14 protein-coding genes are annotated in these 14,207 nt (G+C 68.2%); 7 read left to right on the top strand and 7 right to left on the bottom strand.

Going from position 1 to position 14,207, the window contains the following annotated elements; translation table 11 throughout:
• Positions 1-79: 79 nt before the first annotated feature.
• Together DS843_RS01425 and DS843_RS01420 are read right to left on the bottom strand one after the other, a co-directional pair.
• Positions 80-2,095, bottom strand: a complete 2,016-nt coding sequence (locus DS843_RS01425; protein ID WP_149467108.1) for an ELWxxDGT repeat protein — start codon at positions 2,093-2,095, stop codon at positions 80-82.
• Positions 2,096-2,374: 279 nt separating this feature from the next.
• Positions 2,375-3,373, bottom strand: coding sequence for an aldo/keto reductase (locus DS843_RS01420; RefSeq protein WP_149467107.1), 999 nt, complete (start codon positions 3,371-3,373; stop codon positions 2,375-2,377).
• A gap of 134 nt (positions 3,374-3,507) precedes the next feature.
• Between DS843_RS01420 and DS843_RS01415 the strand changes: the two genes are divergently transcribed.
• The gene (locus DS843_RS01415; RefSeq protein ID WP_149467106.1) at positions 3,508-4,413 is read left to right on the top strand and encodes a LysR family transcriptional regulator; all 906 of its coding nucleotides are present in this window, start codon (positions 3,508-3,510) and stop codon (positions 4,411-4,413) included.
• Positions 4,414-4,417: 4 nt separating this feature from the next.
• Here the strand turns inward: DS843_RS01415 and DS843_RS01410 are convergent, their stop codons facing one another.
• Complete coding sequence (locus DS843_RS01410; RefSeq protein WP_149467105.1) at positions 4,418-5,182, bottom strand: metallophosphoesterase family protein; 765 nt, start codon at positions 5,180-5,182, stop codon at positions 4,418-4,420.
• A 186-nt stretch (positions 5,183-5,368) separates the two neighbouring features.
• A complete protein-coding gene (locus DS843_RS01405) occupies positions 5,369-6,046 on the bottom strand; it encodes a hypothetical protein (RefSeq protein ID WP_149467104.1) in 678 nt (225 codons plus the stop codon).
• 205 nt (positions 6,047-6,251) lie between these two features.
• On the opposite strand from DS843_RS01405, the gene DS843_RS01400 reads away from it, so the two are divergent.
• Both DS843_RS01400 and DS843_RS01395 read left to right on the top strand, forming a co-directional pair.
• Positions 6,252-7,907, top strand: coding sequence for a CorA family divalent cation transporter (locus DS843_RS01400; protein WP_149467103.1), 1,656 nt, complete (start codon positions 6,252-6,254; stop codon positions 7,905-7,907).
• 181 nt (positions 7,908-8,088) lie between these two features.
• On the top strand, positions 8,089-8,247 hold the full coding sequence (locus tag DS843_RS01395) for a DUF3309 family protein (RefSeq protein ID WP_149467102.1): 159 nt from the start codon (positions 8,089-8,091) through the stop codon (positions 8,245-8,247).
• A 66-nt stretch (positions 8,248-8,313) separates the two neighbouring features.
• Here DS843_RS01395 and DS843_RS01390 read toward each other — a convergent pair whose 3' ends face one another.
• Positions 8,314-8,550, bottom strand: a complete 237-nt coding sequence (locus DS843_RS01390; RefSeq protein ID WP_149467101.1) for a hypothetical protein — start codon at positions 8,548-8,550, stop codon at positions 8,314-8,316.
• A gap of 198 nt (positions 8,551-8,748) precedes the next feature.
• Between DS843_RS01390 and DS843_RS01385 the strand changes: the two genes are divergently transcribed.
• From DS843_RS01385 to DS843_RS01375, 3 genes are all read left to right on the top strand, one after another.
• Complete coding sequence (locus DS843_RS01385; RefSeq protein ID WP_149467100.1) at positions 8,749-9,225, top strand: CYTH domain-containing protein; 477 nt, start codon at positions 8,749-8,751, stop codon at positions 9,223-9,225.
• 114 nt (positions 9,226-9,339) lie between these two features.
• The gene (locus DS843_RS01380) at positions 9,340-10,122 is read left to right on the top strand and encodes a 3-hydroxybutyrate dehydrogenase (RefSeq protein WP_149467099.1); all 783 of its coding nucleotides are present in this window, start codon (positions 9,340-9,342) and stop codon (positions 10,120-10,122) included.
• A 230-nt stretch (positions 10,123-10,352) separates the two neighbouring features.
• Entirely contained in the window at positions 10,353-10,997 is a 645-nt protein-coding gene (locus DS843_RS01375; RefSeq protein ID WP_149467098.1) for a BON domain-containing protein, read from the top strand.
• Between the two features lie 55 nt (positions 10,998-11,052).
• Here DS843_RS01375 and DS843_RS01370 read toward each other — a convergent pair whose 3' ends face one another.
• A complete protein-coding gene (locus DS843_RS01370; RefSeq protein ID WP_149467097.1) occupies positions 11,053-11,472 on the bottom strand; it encodes a bacteriohemerythrin in 420 nt (139 codons plus the stop codon).
• Positions 11,473-11,693: 221 nt separating this feature from the next.
• Here DS843_RS01370 and DS843_RS01365 point away from each other — a divergent pair, with 221 nt between their 5' ends.
• Positions 11,694-12,500 (top strand): Fic family protein, encoded by an 807-nt coding sequence (locus tag DS843_RS01365; RefSeq protein ID WP_149467096.1) that lies wholly within the window; start codon positions 11,694-11,696, stop codon positions 12,498-12,500.
• Between the two features lie 12 nt (positions 12,501-12,512).
• On the opposite strand, the gene DS843_RS01360 is transcribed toward DS843_RS01365, so the two are convergent.
• Positions 12,513-14,198: a CocE/NonD family hydrolase gene (locus DS843_RS01360; protein WP_149467095.1), complete on the bottom strand. Its 1,686-nt coding sequence runs from the start codon at positions 14,196-14,198 to the stop codon at positions 12,513-12,515.
• Positions 14,199-14,207 lie beyond the last annotated feature (9 nt).

Genomic DNA, 14,207 nt, shown 5'->3' with positions numbered 1-14,207 from the left:
CGGGGTGGTCCTGGACGCCACCCCGCAGCGGTGATGGTCGCCGTCGCCGGTCGCCATGGTCAGTCTTGAAGGCCGCCCCTCATGGCATCGGGTCGATGACCGTAAAGCGGAGGTCCTGCGCCATCGCGTCAAGGACGAGGATGCTGTCTCCGCTTCCAAGGTCGATGTGCACGCTGCTCCCCCGTTCGCTGACGTGTTCCGTCCGCCATGCCGCGGTGCCGATGTCCCGCTCGAACCCCTTCAGGATGATGACGTCCAGCAGCGGGTCGAAGGCCGTCAGCACGTCGGCTCCGCTGCCGGGGGCAAAGAAGAACTGGTCGCTCTCGCCGTCCCGCTCGGCAATCAGCACGTCATCGCCGGCGCCGCCATCGACGATGTCGCGCCCCTTTCCCGGGATAAGGATGTCACGCCCGGACATGCCGTAGAGACGATCGTCGCCGTCCGCCCCATCGATGACGTCCGCGCCGGCACCGCCATTCAACCGATCGTCCCCGGCTCCGGCCAGGATGCGGTCGTCGCCGGCCAAGCCGTGAATCCGGTCCGCGCCATCCCCGCCCAACAGCGTGTCGTCGCCTTCAGACCCCCGGTGGATGCCGTCCGGCGCTGCGATGACGCCGAGCAGCTTGGCCGTATGGTCCCAGTAATCGTTCCCCATTCCAGGGGGTAGCTCGGCGAGCACGACGGTGCCGTCCGCGGTGCCGTCGGACAGGAAGAACCGATCGGTGTTGGCGAAGTGGTCGCGATCGAATCCCAGCATGCGGCCATCGAGGTCCCCAAGCAGTTTGTCGCCGAACGCTCCCCCCGCTGTATCCCGCACCTGCCGGGTGCCTTCCGGCGTGCCGTCGGTCACCCACAGCCCGCCGGGATCGGTTCCGTTTCCGTCCGTCAGAAAGAAGGCCCGGTCACCGGCGATCTCGATGTCCTGGTACATCCAATCGTTTCGGTGGAGTTCGGCGGTTCCCTCCGGTGTGCCGTCGGTCGCCATGAGGCGCTGGGAGCCCGACCAGTGGTTCTCGTCCAGGAAAAGCAGGCGGCTTCCTTCATCGGACGCCCCCTGATCGAGCCATCCGAGCGGGTTGGCGAGTTCCTGGCCGGGGAGAAAGCTTACCGTGCCGGTGGCCTCGTCCAGAACGCCGATCCGCGAGGCGGAACCTTGTTCGACCCGATAGGTGTCCATATCGCTTGAGAACACCACCTGGCCGTCGCGCACGCCGACGATCCGCACGAGGTCCCATCCCTGGGTCGTCAGGTCGCCAAGATACCGCGTGCCATCGGGCGTGCCGTCGGTGACCCAGAAGGTCGAATGCCGGACGGCGGTCGGCCACTCCATGCTTCCGGTCCAGTCGATCACATTGGTGACCGACGCCACGATCCCCTCGGGCGTGGCGGCATAGCGGACAGCCCCGCCGCCGGGGACGAGGTCCGTGAAGGCCGTCGCGGTGCCGTCGGGGTTGGCGACCGTGAGTTTGGAGGGCCATGACGCCGAACCCTCGTGGAAAGCCAGCCTTCCGTCACTCATGCCGACCAGCGTGATGCCGTAGGACCAAGGGGGAAGCGGTTCCATCTCATGGAAGAGGCGGGTTCCTGCGGCGGTGCCGTCGGAACTCCAAATCCCGTCCTGGGCGGCGCCGTCCGCGTGCAGGTAAATCCGGCCATGGGCGGCGGTCAGCGCCGAGGGGGAGGAGCCCTGGCTTCCCGGCATCAGATCGGCGACCATCCGGGTGCCCGCCGCGGTCCCGTCGCTCACCCACAATTCACGGCCATGAACGCCGTCCTCCGCGGTGAAGAACAAGCGGTCGCCGACCACGGTCAGATCGTCCGGAGCGCCGGATACGGCGCCGACCGCGACGTCGAACAGCCGGGTTCCGCCACTGGTGCCGTCCGTGACCCAGAGTTCGCGGCCGTGCAGGCCGTCGTCCGCGGTGAAGAAGATTTTGCCGCCCGCGACGACCGCGTCCTGGGGAGCGCTTCCCTGCTCGCCCGGCCGGATGTCGGCGAGGAGGTGCGTCCCCGATGCGGTGCCGTCGGTGATCCAGGGTTCCGTACCCGTGCCCTGCATCGTGGCTGTGAAAACTGCGATCTTCGTCTGTGCCATGCCCCCTCCAATCGGATGAAGCATTGACCTGAAGATTGAAAGCTATGGAATGACAATTCTGCGTCAAATCTCTCTCTGGAAAGTCAAATAATTCCAGATGTACTGGATTGTGATTTTATTTCTATTTTCAACGCTTAAATCTGTTGTGTCGTTTTGAAGTCGGAATGGCGCGCGCTGGTGTGGAGTGTCTCGTGTTGTGCATTGTGTTTTCTCCCATAGCCCTCGCCCCGGAGGCTATGGGAGCAAACGCAAGTCCGCGTCATTCTCCCGCGGGCGGGATCACTTCCTGTGGTTTTCGCTGTCCATATGGGCGAGCTGGGCCGCCGGGTAGCGCTCGCCCGCCGCGGCGCCCGGCGGCAGGGCTTCGGCCAACTGCGCCAGATCCTCCGCCGACAGGGCGAGGTCCAGCGCACCCAGCGCCTCGGCAAGGCGGTCACGACGGCGGGCGCCGACCAGCGGGACGATGTCCCGGCCCTGCGCCGCCACCCAGGCGATGGCGACCTGAGCGACCGAACCGCCGATGCGCCCGGCGATCTCCCGCAGACGCTCCACCAGCGCCAGATTCGCGTCCAGATTGGCTCCCTGGAAGCGCGGGCTGTGGCTGCGGAAATCCTGCCCCGTCCGGTCCTTGCTCCAATGGCCGCTGATCAGGCCGCGCGACAGCACGCCATAGGCTGTGACTCCGATGCCAAGCTCCCGGCAGGTGGGAAGGATGGCGTCTTCTATCCCGCGGGAGATCAGCGAGTACTCGATTTGAAGGTCGCTGACCGGATGCACCGCGGCGGCGCGGCGGATCGTCTCGGGGCCGACCTCCGACAGGCCGATGTGGCGGATGTGGCCGGCCTTCACCATGTCGGCCATGGCCCCGACCGTGTCCTCGATGGGAACGCTCGGGTCGAGCCGCGCCGGGCGGTAGATGTCGATGTGGTCCACCCCCAGCCGGCGCAGCGAGTAGGTCAGGAAGTTCTTCACCGCCGCCGGGCGGGAGTCGTAGCCGTTCCAGCCCATTTCGGGGTCGCGCAGGGCGCCGAACTTCACGCTGATCAGCAGATTGTCCCGGTCGCGCCCGCGCAGGGCGTCGCGGATCAGCAACTCGTTGTGTCCCATGCCGTAGAAGTCGCCCGTGTCGAGCAGCGTGATTCCGGCGTCGAGCGCTGCGTGGATCGTGGCGATGCTCTCCTCCCGGTCGGCGGGGCCGTAGAAGTCCGACATGCCCATGCAGCCGAGACCGATGGCCGAGCTGACGGGGCCGGTGGCCCCGAGCGTGCGCTGTTTCATGCTTTCCATCCTCTCCGTCTCTCGCGGCGCCGTCTCAGCGCCGCCTTGTCCCGGATGATGACCCGGCTTCATTGATCCGATAAGCTGGACAATGCCGAACGGACTGTTCGCCCACATGAACAATGGGGCCGGGAATGGACGACACCGACCTGCGCGACCTGCAAGCCTTCGCCGCCGTCGCCCGCCACCGCAGCTTCCGCCGCGCCGCGCTGGAGCAGCGGGTGTCCGTCTCCAGCCTCAGCCAGCGGATGCGGGAGCTGGAGGAGCATCTCGGCGTCCGCCTGCTGAACCGCACGACCCGCAGCGTTGCCCCGACGGAGGCCGGGGAGCAGCTTCTTCGCCGGCTGGAACCGGCGCTCGGCGAGGTGGCCGGCGCCCTGTCGGACCTGCGGGAGCGGCAGGGACGCCCGGCGGGGCGGCTGCGCATCAACGCGCCGGCCCCGGCGGTCGATCTGGTGCTGGCCCCGATGGTCGCGCCCTTCCTGACGCGCTTCCCGGACGTGGAGCTGGAAATCACCGTGGACATCGCCCTGATCGACATCGTGGCGCAGGGCTACGACGCGGGCGTGCGCTATGAGGAACATCTGGCTCAGGACATGATCGCGGTGCCGCTCGGCCCGCCGCAGCGCTTCGTGCTGTGCGCGGCGCCCTCCGTGCTGGAGCGCTTCGGCGTGCCGGAGCGGCCCGAGGACCTGCTGGGCAAGCCGACCGTCTCCACCGTCTACGCCAGCGGCGCGCATCCGCCCTGGGAGTTCGAGAAGGATGGGCGCATCGTGCGAATCCAGCCCGGCGGCCCCTTCCACGCGGGTCATACCGGCATCCAGCTTCGGGCGGCGCTGGACGGGCTGGGATTTCTGATGACCTTCGACGGGTATGTGCGGGACCACATCGCCGCCGGCCGCCTCGTCGCGGTTCTGGAGGAGTGGAGCCAGAGCTTTCCCGGCCCCTTCCTCTACTATCCATCGCGCCGCCAGCCCCCGGCATCCCTGCGGGCCTTCCTGGAGTTCCTGAAGGACTGGCGCCGGCAGTCCATGCCGTAGAAGGTCACACGGTGCAGAGGAAGCGGCGGTCCCCGCCCTCCAGCACCAGGGCGGTCAGGCGGTTGGAGGCGTAGGCGCCGGTGTCGATGCCGATGCGGTTGAAGCGGATTTCCGGCTGCTCGGCGATGGTGTGACCGTGCACCACGACCTTCCCATGGTCCAGATGGGAGGTCAGGAATTCCCGGCGTATCCACATCAGATCCTCGTCCCGCTGGCGGTGCAGCGGCAGGCCGGGGCGGATGCCGGCATGGACGAACAGGTAGTCGCCGATGGCGATGCTGGAACGCAGCCCCGCCAGGAAGGACCGGTGATGCGCGGGAAGCGCCGCGGCGAAGCGCTGGCGCGCCTCGGCCACATGCTCCGGCGGAGCATCCTCGGCGGGGGCCGGAACGCCGTAGCTGGCCAGCGTCGCCCGCCCGCCATACTCCAGCCAGTCCGCTCCGGCCTCCGGCTTGTCGATGAAGTCCAGCATCGCGGCTTCGTGGTTGCCGCGCAGATGGATGGCGCCGAAGCCGGGGAGGGGGGTTCCGGACAGCCGTTCGATCACCATCGCGGAATCCGGACCGCGGTCCACGTAATCGCCCAGGAAGACCAGATATTTGACGAGATCGGCACCGCTGGCCGCGTCGCGTTCGATCTGCCACAGCATCTGATCCAGCAGATCGAGGCGCCCGTGGATGTCGCCCACCGCGTAGACGCGCACGCCCCGCGGCACATGGCTCGCGGCGGGTTCCGGGTCCGACCACAGTTTGCGCGCAAAGCCGAACACGCTCCGCTCTCCTCCATCCTCGGTGGGTGGGTCCTGCGTTGACAGGATGGGGATGACGGCGCGCGCTCTCAAGCCGGACTCCCGCTTTGCCCGGACCGCCTCCACCGTTTCATCCGCAGGGGCTTACTTCCGCCGGTAAGGCGGGCTGTCGTCAAGCGGGCGGAGTGGTTAATCCGGATGGCGCCGTCAGGAGCCGGGCATGGCCCGGTCGAGCGCCTCCAGAAGGCTCCCCAAGTGGAGATCCACGGTCCGCCGGTCCAATCGCGGCCAGTGATAGACCTGGGTCGCGCTGTTCGCCTGCCTCTGGAACTCCAGCCGCACAGGCCGGCCCGAACGCATCAGCGGCAGCAGACGCTCCATGGGACCGCAGGTCAGGCCGATGCGCCGCGGCTCCTTGATCGTGGCGAAGCGTTTCAGCATCTCCGGCCCGGAGTCGTCTTCGGCGATGGCGCCCTCGGCCACCAGGGTCAGGAAGCGGGTGAATTCCGGCGGACCGGCCTCCGGAACGGCGCCGGGCTGCGGTCCCTCGTCCAGCGCGCCGGCAAGGTCGGAAAGCTGCCGCGGCGTGTAGAAGCGTTGCGGCGGCATTCCTTCCACCGTCAGGGTCACGGGGCGGGCAACCGCGATGGGTTCGTCGAAGACGATGTGCAGCGTGGTGCAGGAGGCGTCGCGCACCGCGCTGACGCTCAACTCGGCCAAGCCGCCCCGGTTGTCGGCGAAGGGCTGGACGGCGGACACGGTGCAGCGCTGCCCGGCGCCCTCCCCGGAGCAGACCACGTCGGAGAAGGGGGCTTCCATGGCCGGAACCGGGGCTGCGGCCCCCAGCCCGGCCAACATCAGGAGCAGCCCGATCCGGCGCGTCATCGGCACGTTCCCTCCTCCGGCGAGTGGTCTGAACAGAGGGGGACGCTACCAGGGCCGGGCTTTCGTCCTGGTTAATGGCAGGAACGACGGGGACGGCGAAAAAGCCCGGCAATCGTACCCCGGCAATCGTACCTTGGTGAAGCGTCTGCGCCGATCCGGTCTCTGCTACCATGTGGGAAAAGAAGGACAAGGGGAGAGAGGCGCCATGGCCGAGAGCCCGATCCGCGTGCGGCGGTTCCGCGAAATCCTGCTGTGGCCGGTGCAGTTGATGCCCTTGAAAGCGGGCGCGCAGGTCCAGAACCATTGGGAATGGCTGGGCGGTCCGGACTGTCCCTGGCAGGAGGTGGCGGACGAATTCACCCAGGACCCCAACGAGTTCAGCGAGCGCCATTACAGCGAGTTCGTGTCCTTCCTGCCCTATGTGCAGCGCTTCCTCTATGGCGAGGGCGAGTCGCGCGACCAGAGGCCCGGCTATGGCGGTTCCCCCATCCGCGTCTTCCGGCGGCGCGACGTGGCGGCGCTGACGGTGACCCTGCGGCGGGGGCAGGAACCGCTGCGCTTCGCGATCGCCCATGTCGATCTGCATTTCTTTCACGACGTGGATGTGGCGATCCTCGTGGTGGAGATGTTCGCCGCGGACCTGCCGCTGGACCGCGTGCAGGACACGCTGTTCCGGCTGGGCCGCACCTATCCGCCCGCCTGGGAACCGGACGGCAGCGCTGCGCAATGCCCGCACCGGGTGGAATGGCTCGGTGCCGACGGCGCCGTGCTCGCCGTCTCCGACTACGAGCGGAAGGCGGAGTATCTGTCCTTCGTGGGCCGCCACCGGGCGCCGCGCATCGCCGCCCATTGGTCGTTCCTTCTGCGTCCCCTGGTGCATCATCACTCGGAGGAAACCGGGCTGCTGCGCTACCGGCAGCTCGAGTATCAGCGGATGCCGGCCATGGCTTATCTCGCGCTGGACGAGCCGGAACGGCTGGAGCGAACGGACTGGGTGCGGCTGGGCTTCGCCACGTCACCGGGGCCGGGCGACGCCATGCCATTCGCGCCCGCCTTTCTGGAAGGGTTCGAACGGCGCTACTGCTACGACCGCTATTGGGACCCGCAGGCGCCGGGCGCCTGGACGCGCAGCCGCATCCTGTGCTGCGGCCATTCGCTGGTCATGGTGGGGCCGGAGGGCGACGCCTTCTACACCGGCGCGGAGACCGGTCTGCTGGGCCAGTTCCGGCACCAGTATTTCCTGCTCGGGCTGGTGGTGCATTTCCACCGGGCCGCGCTGGTGATGCTGTCGGACCGGTTGGTGCTGGCGGTCAGCCAGCTCGACATCGGGAATGTGGAGTCGGTCAAGCGGTTCAAGCGTGACATCCGGCAGGTGTTCGAGATCTTCCTGCGCTTCACCCACCGCTACTGGTTCCACGAACTGTCGATCCAGGGGCCGCTGCGCGACCTGTTCCGCCTGTGGGCCGGGCATCTGGGCACCGACCGCCTCTATGCCGAGGTGCGGGACGAGGTTCAGGACATGTCCGACTATCTGGACAGCGACGGGTTGCGGCGGCAGGCCAACACGGTGCTTCGCCTGACCGTGGTGACGGTGGTCAGCACCATCGGGACGCTGGTGACCGGCTTCCTGGGCATGAACCTGCTCGGCATGGCGGAGGACCCCCTGCCGGTGCGGTTTCTGTTCTTCCTGGCCGTTCTGCTGGCGACGGTCGGGCTGATCGCCTTCAGCGTGATGCGGTCCAAGCGTCTGGCCGATTTCCTGGAGGCCCTGTCGGACGAACGGCTGCCGGGACGGAGCAAGCTGGCGCTGCTGGCGAAGGTGTGGGAGCGCCCGTCCCGCCGTGCCGGCCCGCCGTCGTGATCGGGCGGGCGGCAGAAGAATCCGCGTCTGGAAAGAATCCGCGTCTGGAAAACAACCGGAAGGGTAGGGCGCCCTTTCCCCGAACGGTGGTCCCGGGGCGCCAAAGAACAGGCGCTGAACAGGAACAAGGCGGTCAAGCTCGCGTTCTGTTCAGCGAAAGCTCCACATTTGGGAGGGCGCCATGAGCCTCGGCACCATTCTGCTCATCATTTTGATTCTCGTTCTAATCGGCGCGGTTCCGGCATGGCCGCACAGCCGCGGTTGGGGTTACGGCCCCAGCGGTATCCTGGGCGTCCTGCTGCTGATCCTGATCGTTCTTCTGCTGATGGGCCGCATCTGACGGGCCGTCCATCGCGGGACGCCGGTGCGCGGGCGCCGTTCCCGTTCCGCCACCGGCCCTTGGGCATCATGCCCGGGTGCCGCGGCCGGGACGGGAACGGCGCCCGTTCCGCATGACGAACATCAGCCAGCCCACCGGCCCGAGAATCAGCACCATCACCACCCATCCGGCCCGCGGGCCGAAGGGGCAGCGCGTGCCGGGCGGGGGACGCCATGGGCCGCCACGCCGCGACAGCATCACATGCAGCAGGGGCGCGCCGTAGAGCGCGAACAGGATCAGCCAGGGTGTCAGTTCTTGTGCCATGGCGGCATCCTACCCCAGAACGGGTGGCCGCTCCCACCACGGAGCCGCGGAGGTGACGTTGCGCACCCTTGTCCGACGACCGGTTCAAATGGTAATACCGCAAAGCAGGAATGGACTTCATGCGTATGACGCATGATTGCGGCGCAGCATGAGGGCGAATATCCTCACCGGCGTCCGATATGCCGAAAGGCCGGTATCATGGCGGTTGAGATCGAGCGGCGGTTTCTGGTCAGGAAGGACATCCGTTCCCTGTGCCGAAACGGCGTTTCCATCGTCCAGGGCTACATGCCCTCCGACGACGGAGAAACGGTTCGGGTCCGGGTCGCCGGTCCGGACGCCACTCTGACCGTGAAGGGACCCCGGCGCGGCCTTTGCCGGGAGGAGGTCGAACACCCGCTTCCCCTCGGTCTCGCCTTGGACCTGCTGCGTCACAGTTGCCGGAGCGGGCTGATCGAGAAGACCCGCTATCTCGTCCATCATCACGGTCTCTGCTGGGAGATCGACGTGTTCGGAGGTGAGAACGCCGGTCTGGTGATCGCCGAGGTCGAACTGTCCCATCCCGAGCAGCTCGTTCCGCTTCCCGACTGGGTGGGGGCGGAAGTCACACACCGGGCGGCCTACAGCAATTCAGCCCTGTCCCGAACCCCGATCCGCCGCTGGGTCAGCGCCGCCTAATTATATTCTTGCGCTGCTTCTCGTGATTCCGCAATAAATGGCAATGCCGATGCATCCCCCGCGGGTGCGCGTGCAGGGATATGCCACGGGATTTCGAAGGGGAGCGGAGCGATCATGCTGAAGGGCAAAACCGCCATCGTCACCGGCTCGACCAGCGGGATCGGGCTCGGCATCGCGCGGGCTCTGGCCGGGGCCGGGGCGGATGTGATGCTGAACGGATTCGGCGAGGCGTCGGCCATCGAAACGCTGCGCGCCGGTCTGGCCGAAGAGTTCGGCGTGCGCGCCGGCTATCACGGTGCCGACCTGTCCAAGCCCGCGGAAATCGCCGATCTGGTCGCGACGACCGCGGACCGCCTCGGCGCGGTCGACATTCTGGTGAACAACGCCGGCATCCAGCACGTCGCCCCGGTCGAGGAGTTTCCGGCGGAGCGCTGGGACGCGGTGATCGCCGTCAACCTCTCCGCCGTTTTCCACGGCATTCATCATGCGCTCCCCGAGATGAAGCGGCGGGGCTGGGGGCGCATTCTGAACGTCGCCTCGGCGCATGGGCTGGTCGCCTCGGTCAACAAGTCGGCCTATGTGGCGGCCAAGCACGGAGTCGTCGGGCTGACCAAGGCGGTGGCGCTGGAAACCGCGGGGACGGGCGTCACCTGCAACGCCATCTGTCCGGGCTGGGTGCTGACCCCGCTGGTGCAGAAGCAGATCGACGCGCTGTCCGCCGACAGGAACATCCCGGAACCGCAGGCCAAGGCCGAACTGCTGGGCGCCAAGCAGCCCTCCGGTGAATTCGTGACGCCGGAGCAGTTGGGCGGGCTGGCGGTCTTCCTGTGCTCCGACTCGGCGGCGCAGATGACCGGCGCCAGCCTGACGATGGATGGCGGTTGGACGGCGCAGTAGGGCACCGGTTCCGTTCGGAAGGCAAGACCGCGGCAAAAAAAGCGGCCCCGGTCCGAAGAGGAACCGGGGCCGAGTGTGCGTGGATGACTGCGGGCGGTGCAGCAATCCGCATGCCAGACGCTGTGGAGTCTCCGGCGCTTCGCCGAATGGGGAACGCCGCCCGACGCCGTGCTGTTGAAAAAGGGCCGTCCGGAGGGGCGGCGGGCAACGGCGAACGGGAGTCTGGCACGATGGCTCAGCACGAGAACCGCTGGAAGGACGAGACCCGCAATGTGGACGGGGACGAGCGTCGGGAGGCCCGCGACCGCGGCGACTTTGGGCGCGGCGCCTACGGCGCAGGCGGTTATCCCGGAAGTGACTACGAAAGCGGCGGCTACGGCGACCGCGATCCGAGCCGCCGTTGGGGGAGCGACTGGGGCCATGCCGAGCGCGGCCGGCACGGCAACGACCATTTGCAGGGCGACCGCATGCGTGCCGAGCACCATCGCGACGAGCCCATCGGCTTGGCGAGCGAGCGCAACTTCTGGGAGCAGGCGGGCGACGAGATCGCATCCTGGTTCGGCAACGACGACGCCGAACGCCGCCGGGAGGACGATGAAATGCGCGCCCGGCACCGGGGCCGCGGCCCGCGGGGCTACACCCGGTCGGACGACCGAATCCGTGACGACCTCAACGACCGGCTGACCGAAGACCCCTATGTCGACGCCACCGACATCACGGTCTCCGTGGCCGGTGGGGAGGTCACCCTGGACGGCACGGTGGACCACCGCAAGGCGAAGCGCCGCGCCGAAGATCTGGCTGAATCCGTTTCCGGCGTCCGCCACGTCCAGAACAACCTGCGCGTTCGCCAGCAAAGCGGCTCGATGGCTTATTGAGGGGAACGGCGCAACGGCCCTCGCCCCGGTGGGGTGGGGGCTTCCGCGCGCCCGCTCAGTGTGCGGTCGCGCCGCCGTCTTCCGCCATGAAGGGGCTGTATTGCTTGTCCACCGACTGGATGTGCTCGATGAACCATTCCTTCAGAAGCAGGATCAGGTCGATGCGCAGCATCATCTCGTTGCTGTCGTCGTCGTCGAGGCACAGCTTCTGCACTTCGTCGATGAAATAGCGGTGCGCGGCCCGGTGGGCGTCGAGGGCGGGATAGCCCTGCTGCTCCATCAGCGCTTCCTCCCGCGCGAAATGCACGGTTGTGTATTCCCGCAAGCCCCCCAGCAGACCGGACAGGCTGGCGCGGTCCTTCTCCGCGATTCCGGCCTCCAGAAGCCCGTTGAACATGTCGAGCAATTTCCTGTGGTCGTCGTCGAGAACTTCGACGCCGACGCTCATCGATTTATCCCAGGCAACATGTTGCATCGGATCAATCCTTCCAGAGGGCCGGATCACGCGAATATAACGGGCGCGGAAATCTTGTATTGCGATGTTAAAACCGGCAACCCTGGAGGCACAAGCGGCAAAAAACCGCAGGCCATAGGTTGCAGTGCACCACGCTGAGCTTGCGGACCGGGCAAGGATGTGCTTTCCCGCGCGCCGTACAGGCATTATGAAAATGCAAGGGATCTGCGGAGTTCGGGACAATGGCGCTGCTGGACGATATTCTGGAAAAAAAGCGGGTTCTGGACGACGCCCGTCCCCTGCCGATGACGGTGGTCCGTGATCTGGCGGACCGCTTCGAACGCGGCCTGACCGGCGCCTGCCTCATGGTCGAAGGGGCGGACCTGTCGCCGGAGGACGTGCGCATGGTGCTGGACCGCGGCACGGTGCTGCGCAGCCGCCCGGCGGAGCCGCAGCGCCTCGTGCTCAACCACCGCGCGGCGCTGGAACTGATGGCCCGCCTATCCTTCCAGGGCGGCGGCGTGGTGACGGAGCGCACCATCGCGGCCTTCCACGGCGTGCTCTACCAGGGGATCGACACGAACGCCGGGCGCTACCGCGAGGGCGCGCTGAAGGACGATGCCGGCGCCTCGCCCGACCCGGCCAAGGTGCGGGTGTCCATGTCGGCCCTGTCGGGCTGGCTGCGCCGGACGGAGCCGGGGCCGGAGGCCGCCTTCGAGGCGCATCACCGGCTGATGAGCGTCCGGCCCTTCTTCCAGGGCAACGCCGCGACCGCGCTGTTGCTGTGCAATCTGATCCTGAACCGCGCCGGCTTCCCGCCGGTGGTGGTGACGGAGGAGGACCGCGACATGTACGCCGCGATGGTGGAGCGCGCCTGGTCGCTGGGCGACAAGACGCCCTTCCGCGACCTGATGATGCGCCTGCTCGACCGCAGCCTGAACCTGTGCCTGCGCAGCACCGCCCGCGCCGTCCGCGATTTCGAGCATGCGGACGAGGACGAGCACGGCCATGACGGCGACCACGACGAAGGCTACGTCATCCGCCCGTGAGCGGGGCCGGGATCAGCCTCCGCCCGGCAGCAGAAGGCGCGACGGGCGGGCGCCGCCGCCGTGGATCAGCAAGGTGATCGGCTGCGCGTCCACCAGCCGGGTCTCGCCCGGCTCCGCCCCCGTTCCCGGATTGATGGGATAGGCCGGGAAACAGGACCCGGCGAGGCTGAGCCGAAGCGCGCTTCCGGTGGGCAGCGTCGCGCAGAGGGCGCGCAAGGCCACAGGCAGGGGACGTTGCTCGCCGCCCGGCTCCACCCGCGCATGGCCCTGGGTCAGCGGCAGGACGCGCCCGTCCGGCAGAACGGCGGACAGGACGGCGCTGATGTCGAAGGATGGGGCATCCGCCTCCACCCAGACCTCCAAGACGGCCGGTCCGGACAGCGTCAGCGGCGCCGTGAGCGGAGCCGTGTCGTAGACCGCCACGTCGGGGCGGGCGTCAACGGCGGCGCGATCGCGGGGGCCGGCATCCGGCACGGCGTGACCTCCCACCGTGGGAACAGGGTTGCGCGGGTCATGGACCAGAACGTCGAGGAACTCCTCCTCCGGCGCGCCGTCGCGCAGGCTGCCGCCGCCACGCCGCTTGGCGAGGCCGTCGCTGGACAGATGCAGGGGATGCGCCGGGGGCGGCAGGGCCGGCAGGTCGCGCCAGCGATGTTCCAGAACGTCGAACAGCCGAATCGGGCCGCCACGCTCCGCCCCGTTCATCTCCCCCTTCAAAAAGCGCTCGAACCAGCCGAGCTGCAGGGCATCGAAGGAGGGAACGTCGTACGGTGCCGGGCCGCCCGTCCCCAACAAAGTCCCCGCAGGGGCCACCGCGCCATGACGGTCCCAGGGGCCGACCAGCAGGCGGACGGTGCCGCCGTCGCCGGACAGGGCCTCGTGGGCCTCCAGCGTGCCGGTCAGGCGCGGGTCGTACCAGCCGCCGATATGAAGGACCGCGACGTCCCCCGCGCCGCCTGACAGGGCGCGGCGCGGCGACAGGTCGTCCCAGCTTCCGCCCGGACCGGGCGTGGTCAGCCAGTCGTCGTAATGGCAATGGCGGGCGTAGTCGCGCAGCACCCGCGGGCGCGAGGGAATCTCGTCGTCCAGAGGCAGGACGCGCGTCGCCTCCAGAAGCGCGCGGTAGGCCGCACCATCCTCCAACCGGCGGGCGGACTCCGCCGCGCAGTGCAGAGCCCAGCCCATGGCGTCGGCCAGCCGGAACGCGCCGCCCTCCGTCGCCCAGTCGGTGAAGACGTCCCATCCGGCCAGCGCCGGAACCACGGCGCGCAGCGCGGCGGGTCGCTCGGCCAAAGCCAGAAGCTGCGCCATCCCGGCGTAGCCGCTGCCGTACATACCGACCGTGCCGTTGGAGCCGGGCAGGGAGGCTGCCCAGGCCACCGCGTCGGCACCGTCCTCCCGCTCCGCCTCGAAGGGACGGAAACGGCCTTCCGACGTGCCGCGCCCGCGCACGTCCTGCACCACGACCACATAGCCGCGGGCCGCGTACCAGCGCGGGTGCGCGTAATGGCTGGTCATCGCCGTGCGCCGCCCGCAGGCGAGCCGCAGCAGCAGGACGGGCCAGGGACCGACCGCATCGGGACGGTACACGTCCGCATCCAGCCGCAAGCCGTCGCGCGTCCGCATGGACACGGTTTCGGGAGGCCGGACGGACAGAAGGGGCGCCTGTTCGAGAATCACCGGGGCCATATGGGTCATGGAACACCG

Origin of the sequence: Roseomonas genomospecies 6, assembly GCF_008365375.1 — a bacterium.
Classification (GTDB): domain Bacteria; phylum Pseudomonadota; class Alphaproteobacteria; order Azospirillales; family Azospirillaceae; genus Azospirillum.
Note: the sequence above shows the minus strand (reverse complement) of the source record. Positions and strands in the feature narration are given on the sequence as shown.

Excerpts from the sequence above, each read along its gene's own strand:
- DS843_RS01365 (WP_149467096.1), top strand. The coding sequence starts at position 11,694 with ATGGCGCTGCTGGACGATATTCTGGAAAAAAAGCGGGTTCTGGACGAC.
- DS843_RS01375 (WP_149467098.1), top strand. The coding sequence starts at position 10,353 with ATGGCTCAGCACGAGAACCGCTGGAAGGACGAGACCCGCAATGTGGAC.
- DS843_RS01370 (WP_149467097.1), bottom strand. The coding sequence starts at position 11,472 with ATGCAACATGTTGCCTGGGATAAATCGATGAGCGTCGGCGTCGAAGTT.
- DS843_RS01415 (WP_149467106.1), top strand. The coding sequence starts at position 3,508 with ATGGACGACACCGACCTGCGCGACCTGCAAGCCTTCGCCGCCGTCGCC.
- DS843_RS01420 (WP_149467107.1), bottom strand. The coding sequence starts at position 3,373 with ATGAAACAGCGCACGCTCGGGGCCACCGGCCCCGTCAGCTCGGCCATC.
- DS843_RS01425 (WP_149467108.1), bottom strand. The coding sequence starts at position 2,095 with ATGGCACAGACGAAGATCGCAGTTTTCACAGCCACGATGCAGGGCACG.
- DS843_RS01400 (WP_149467103.1), top strand. The coding sequence starts at position 6,252 with ATGGCCGAGAGCCCGATCCGCGTGCGGCGGTTCCGCGAAATCCTGCTG.
- DS843_RS01405 (WP_149467104.1), bottom strand. The coding sequence starts at position 6,046 with ATGACGCGCCGGATCGGGCTGCTCCTGATGTTGGCCGGGCTGGGGGCC.
- DS843_RS01390 (WP_149467101.1), bottom strand. The coding sequence starts at position 8,550 with ATGGCACAAGAACTGACACCCTGGCTGATCCTGTTCGCGCTCTACGGC.
- DS843_RS01360 (WP_149467095.1), bottom strand. The coding sequence starts at position 14,198 with ATGACCCATATGGCCCCGGTGATTCTCGAACAGGCGCCCCTTCTGTCC.
- DS843_RS01395 (WP_149467102.1), top strand. The coding sequence starts at position 8,089 with ATGAGCCTCGGCACCATTCTGCTCATCATTTTGATTCTCGTTCTAATC.
- DS843_RS01385 (WP_149467100.1), top strand. The coding sequence starts at position 8,749 with ATGGCGGTTGAGATCGAGCGGCGGTTTCTGGTCAGGAAGGACATCCGT.
- DS843_RS01380 (WP_149467099.1), top strand. The coding sequence starts at position 9,340 with ATGCTGAAGGGCAAAACCGCCATCGTCACCGGCTCGACCAGCGGGATC.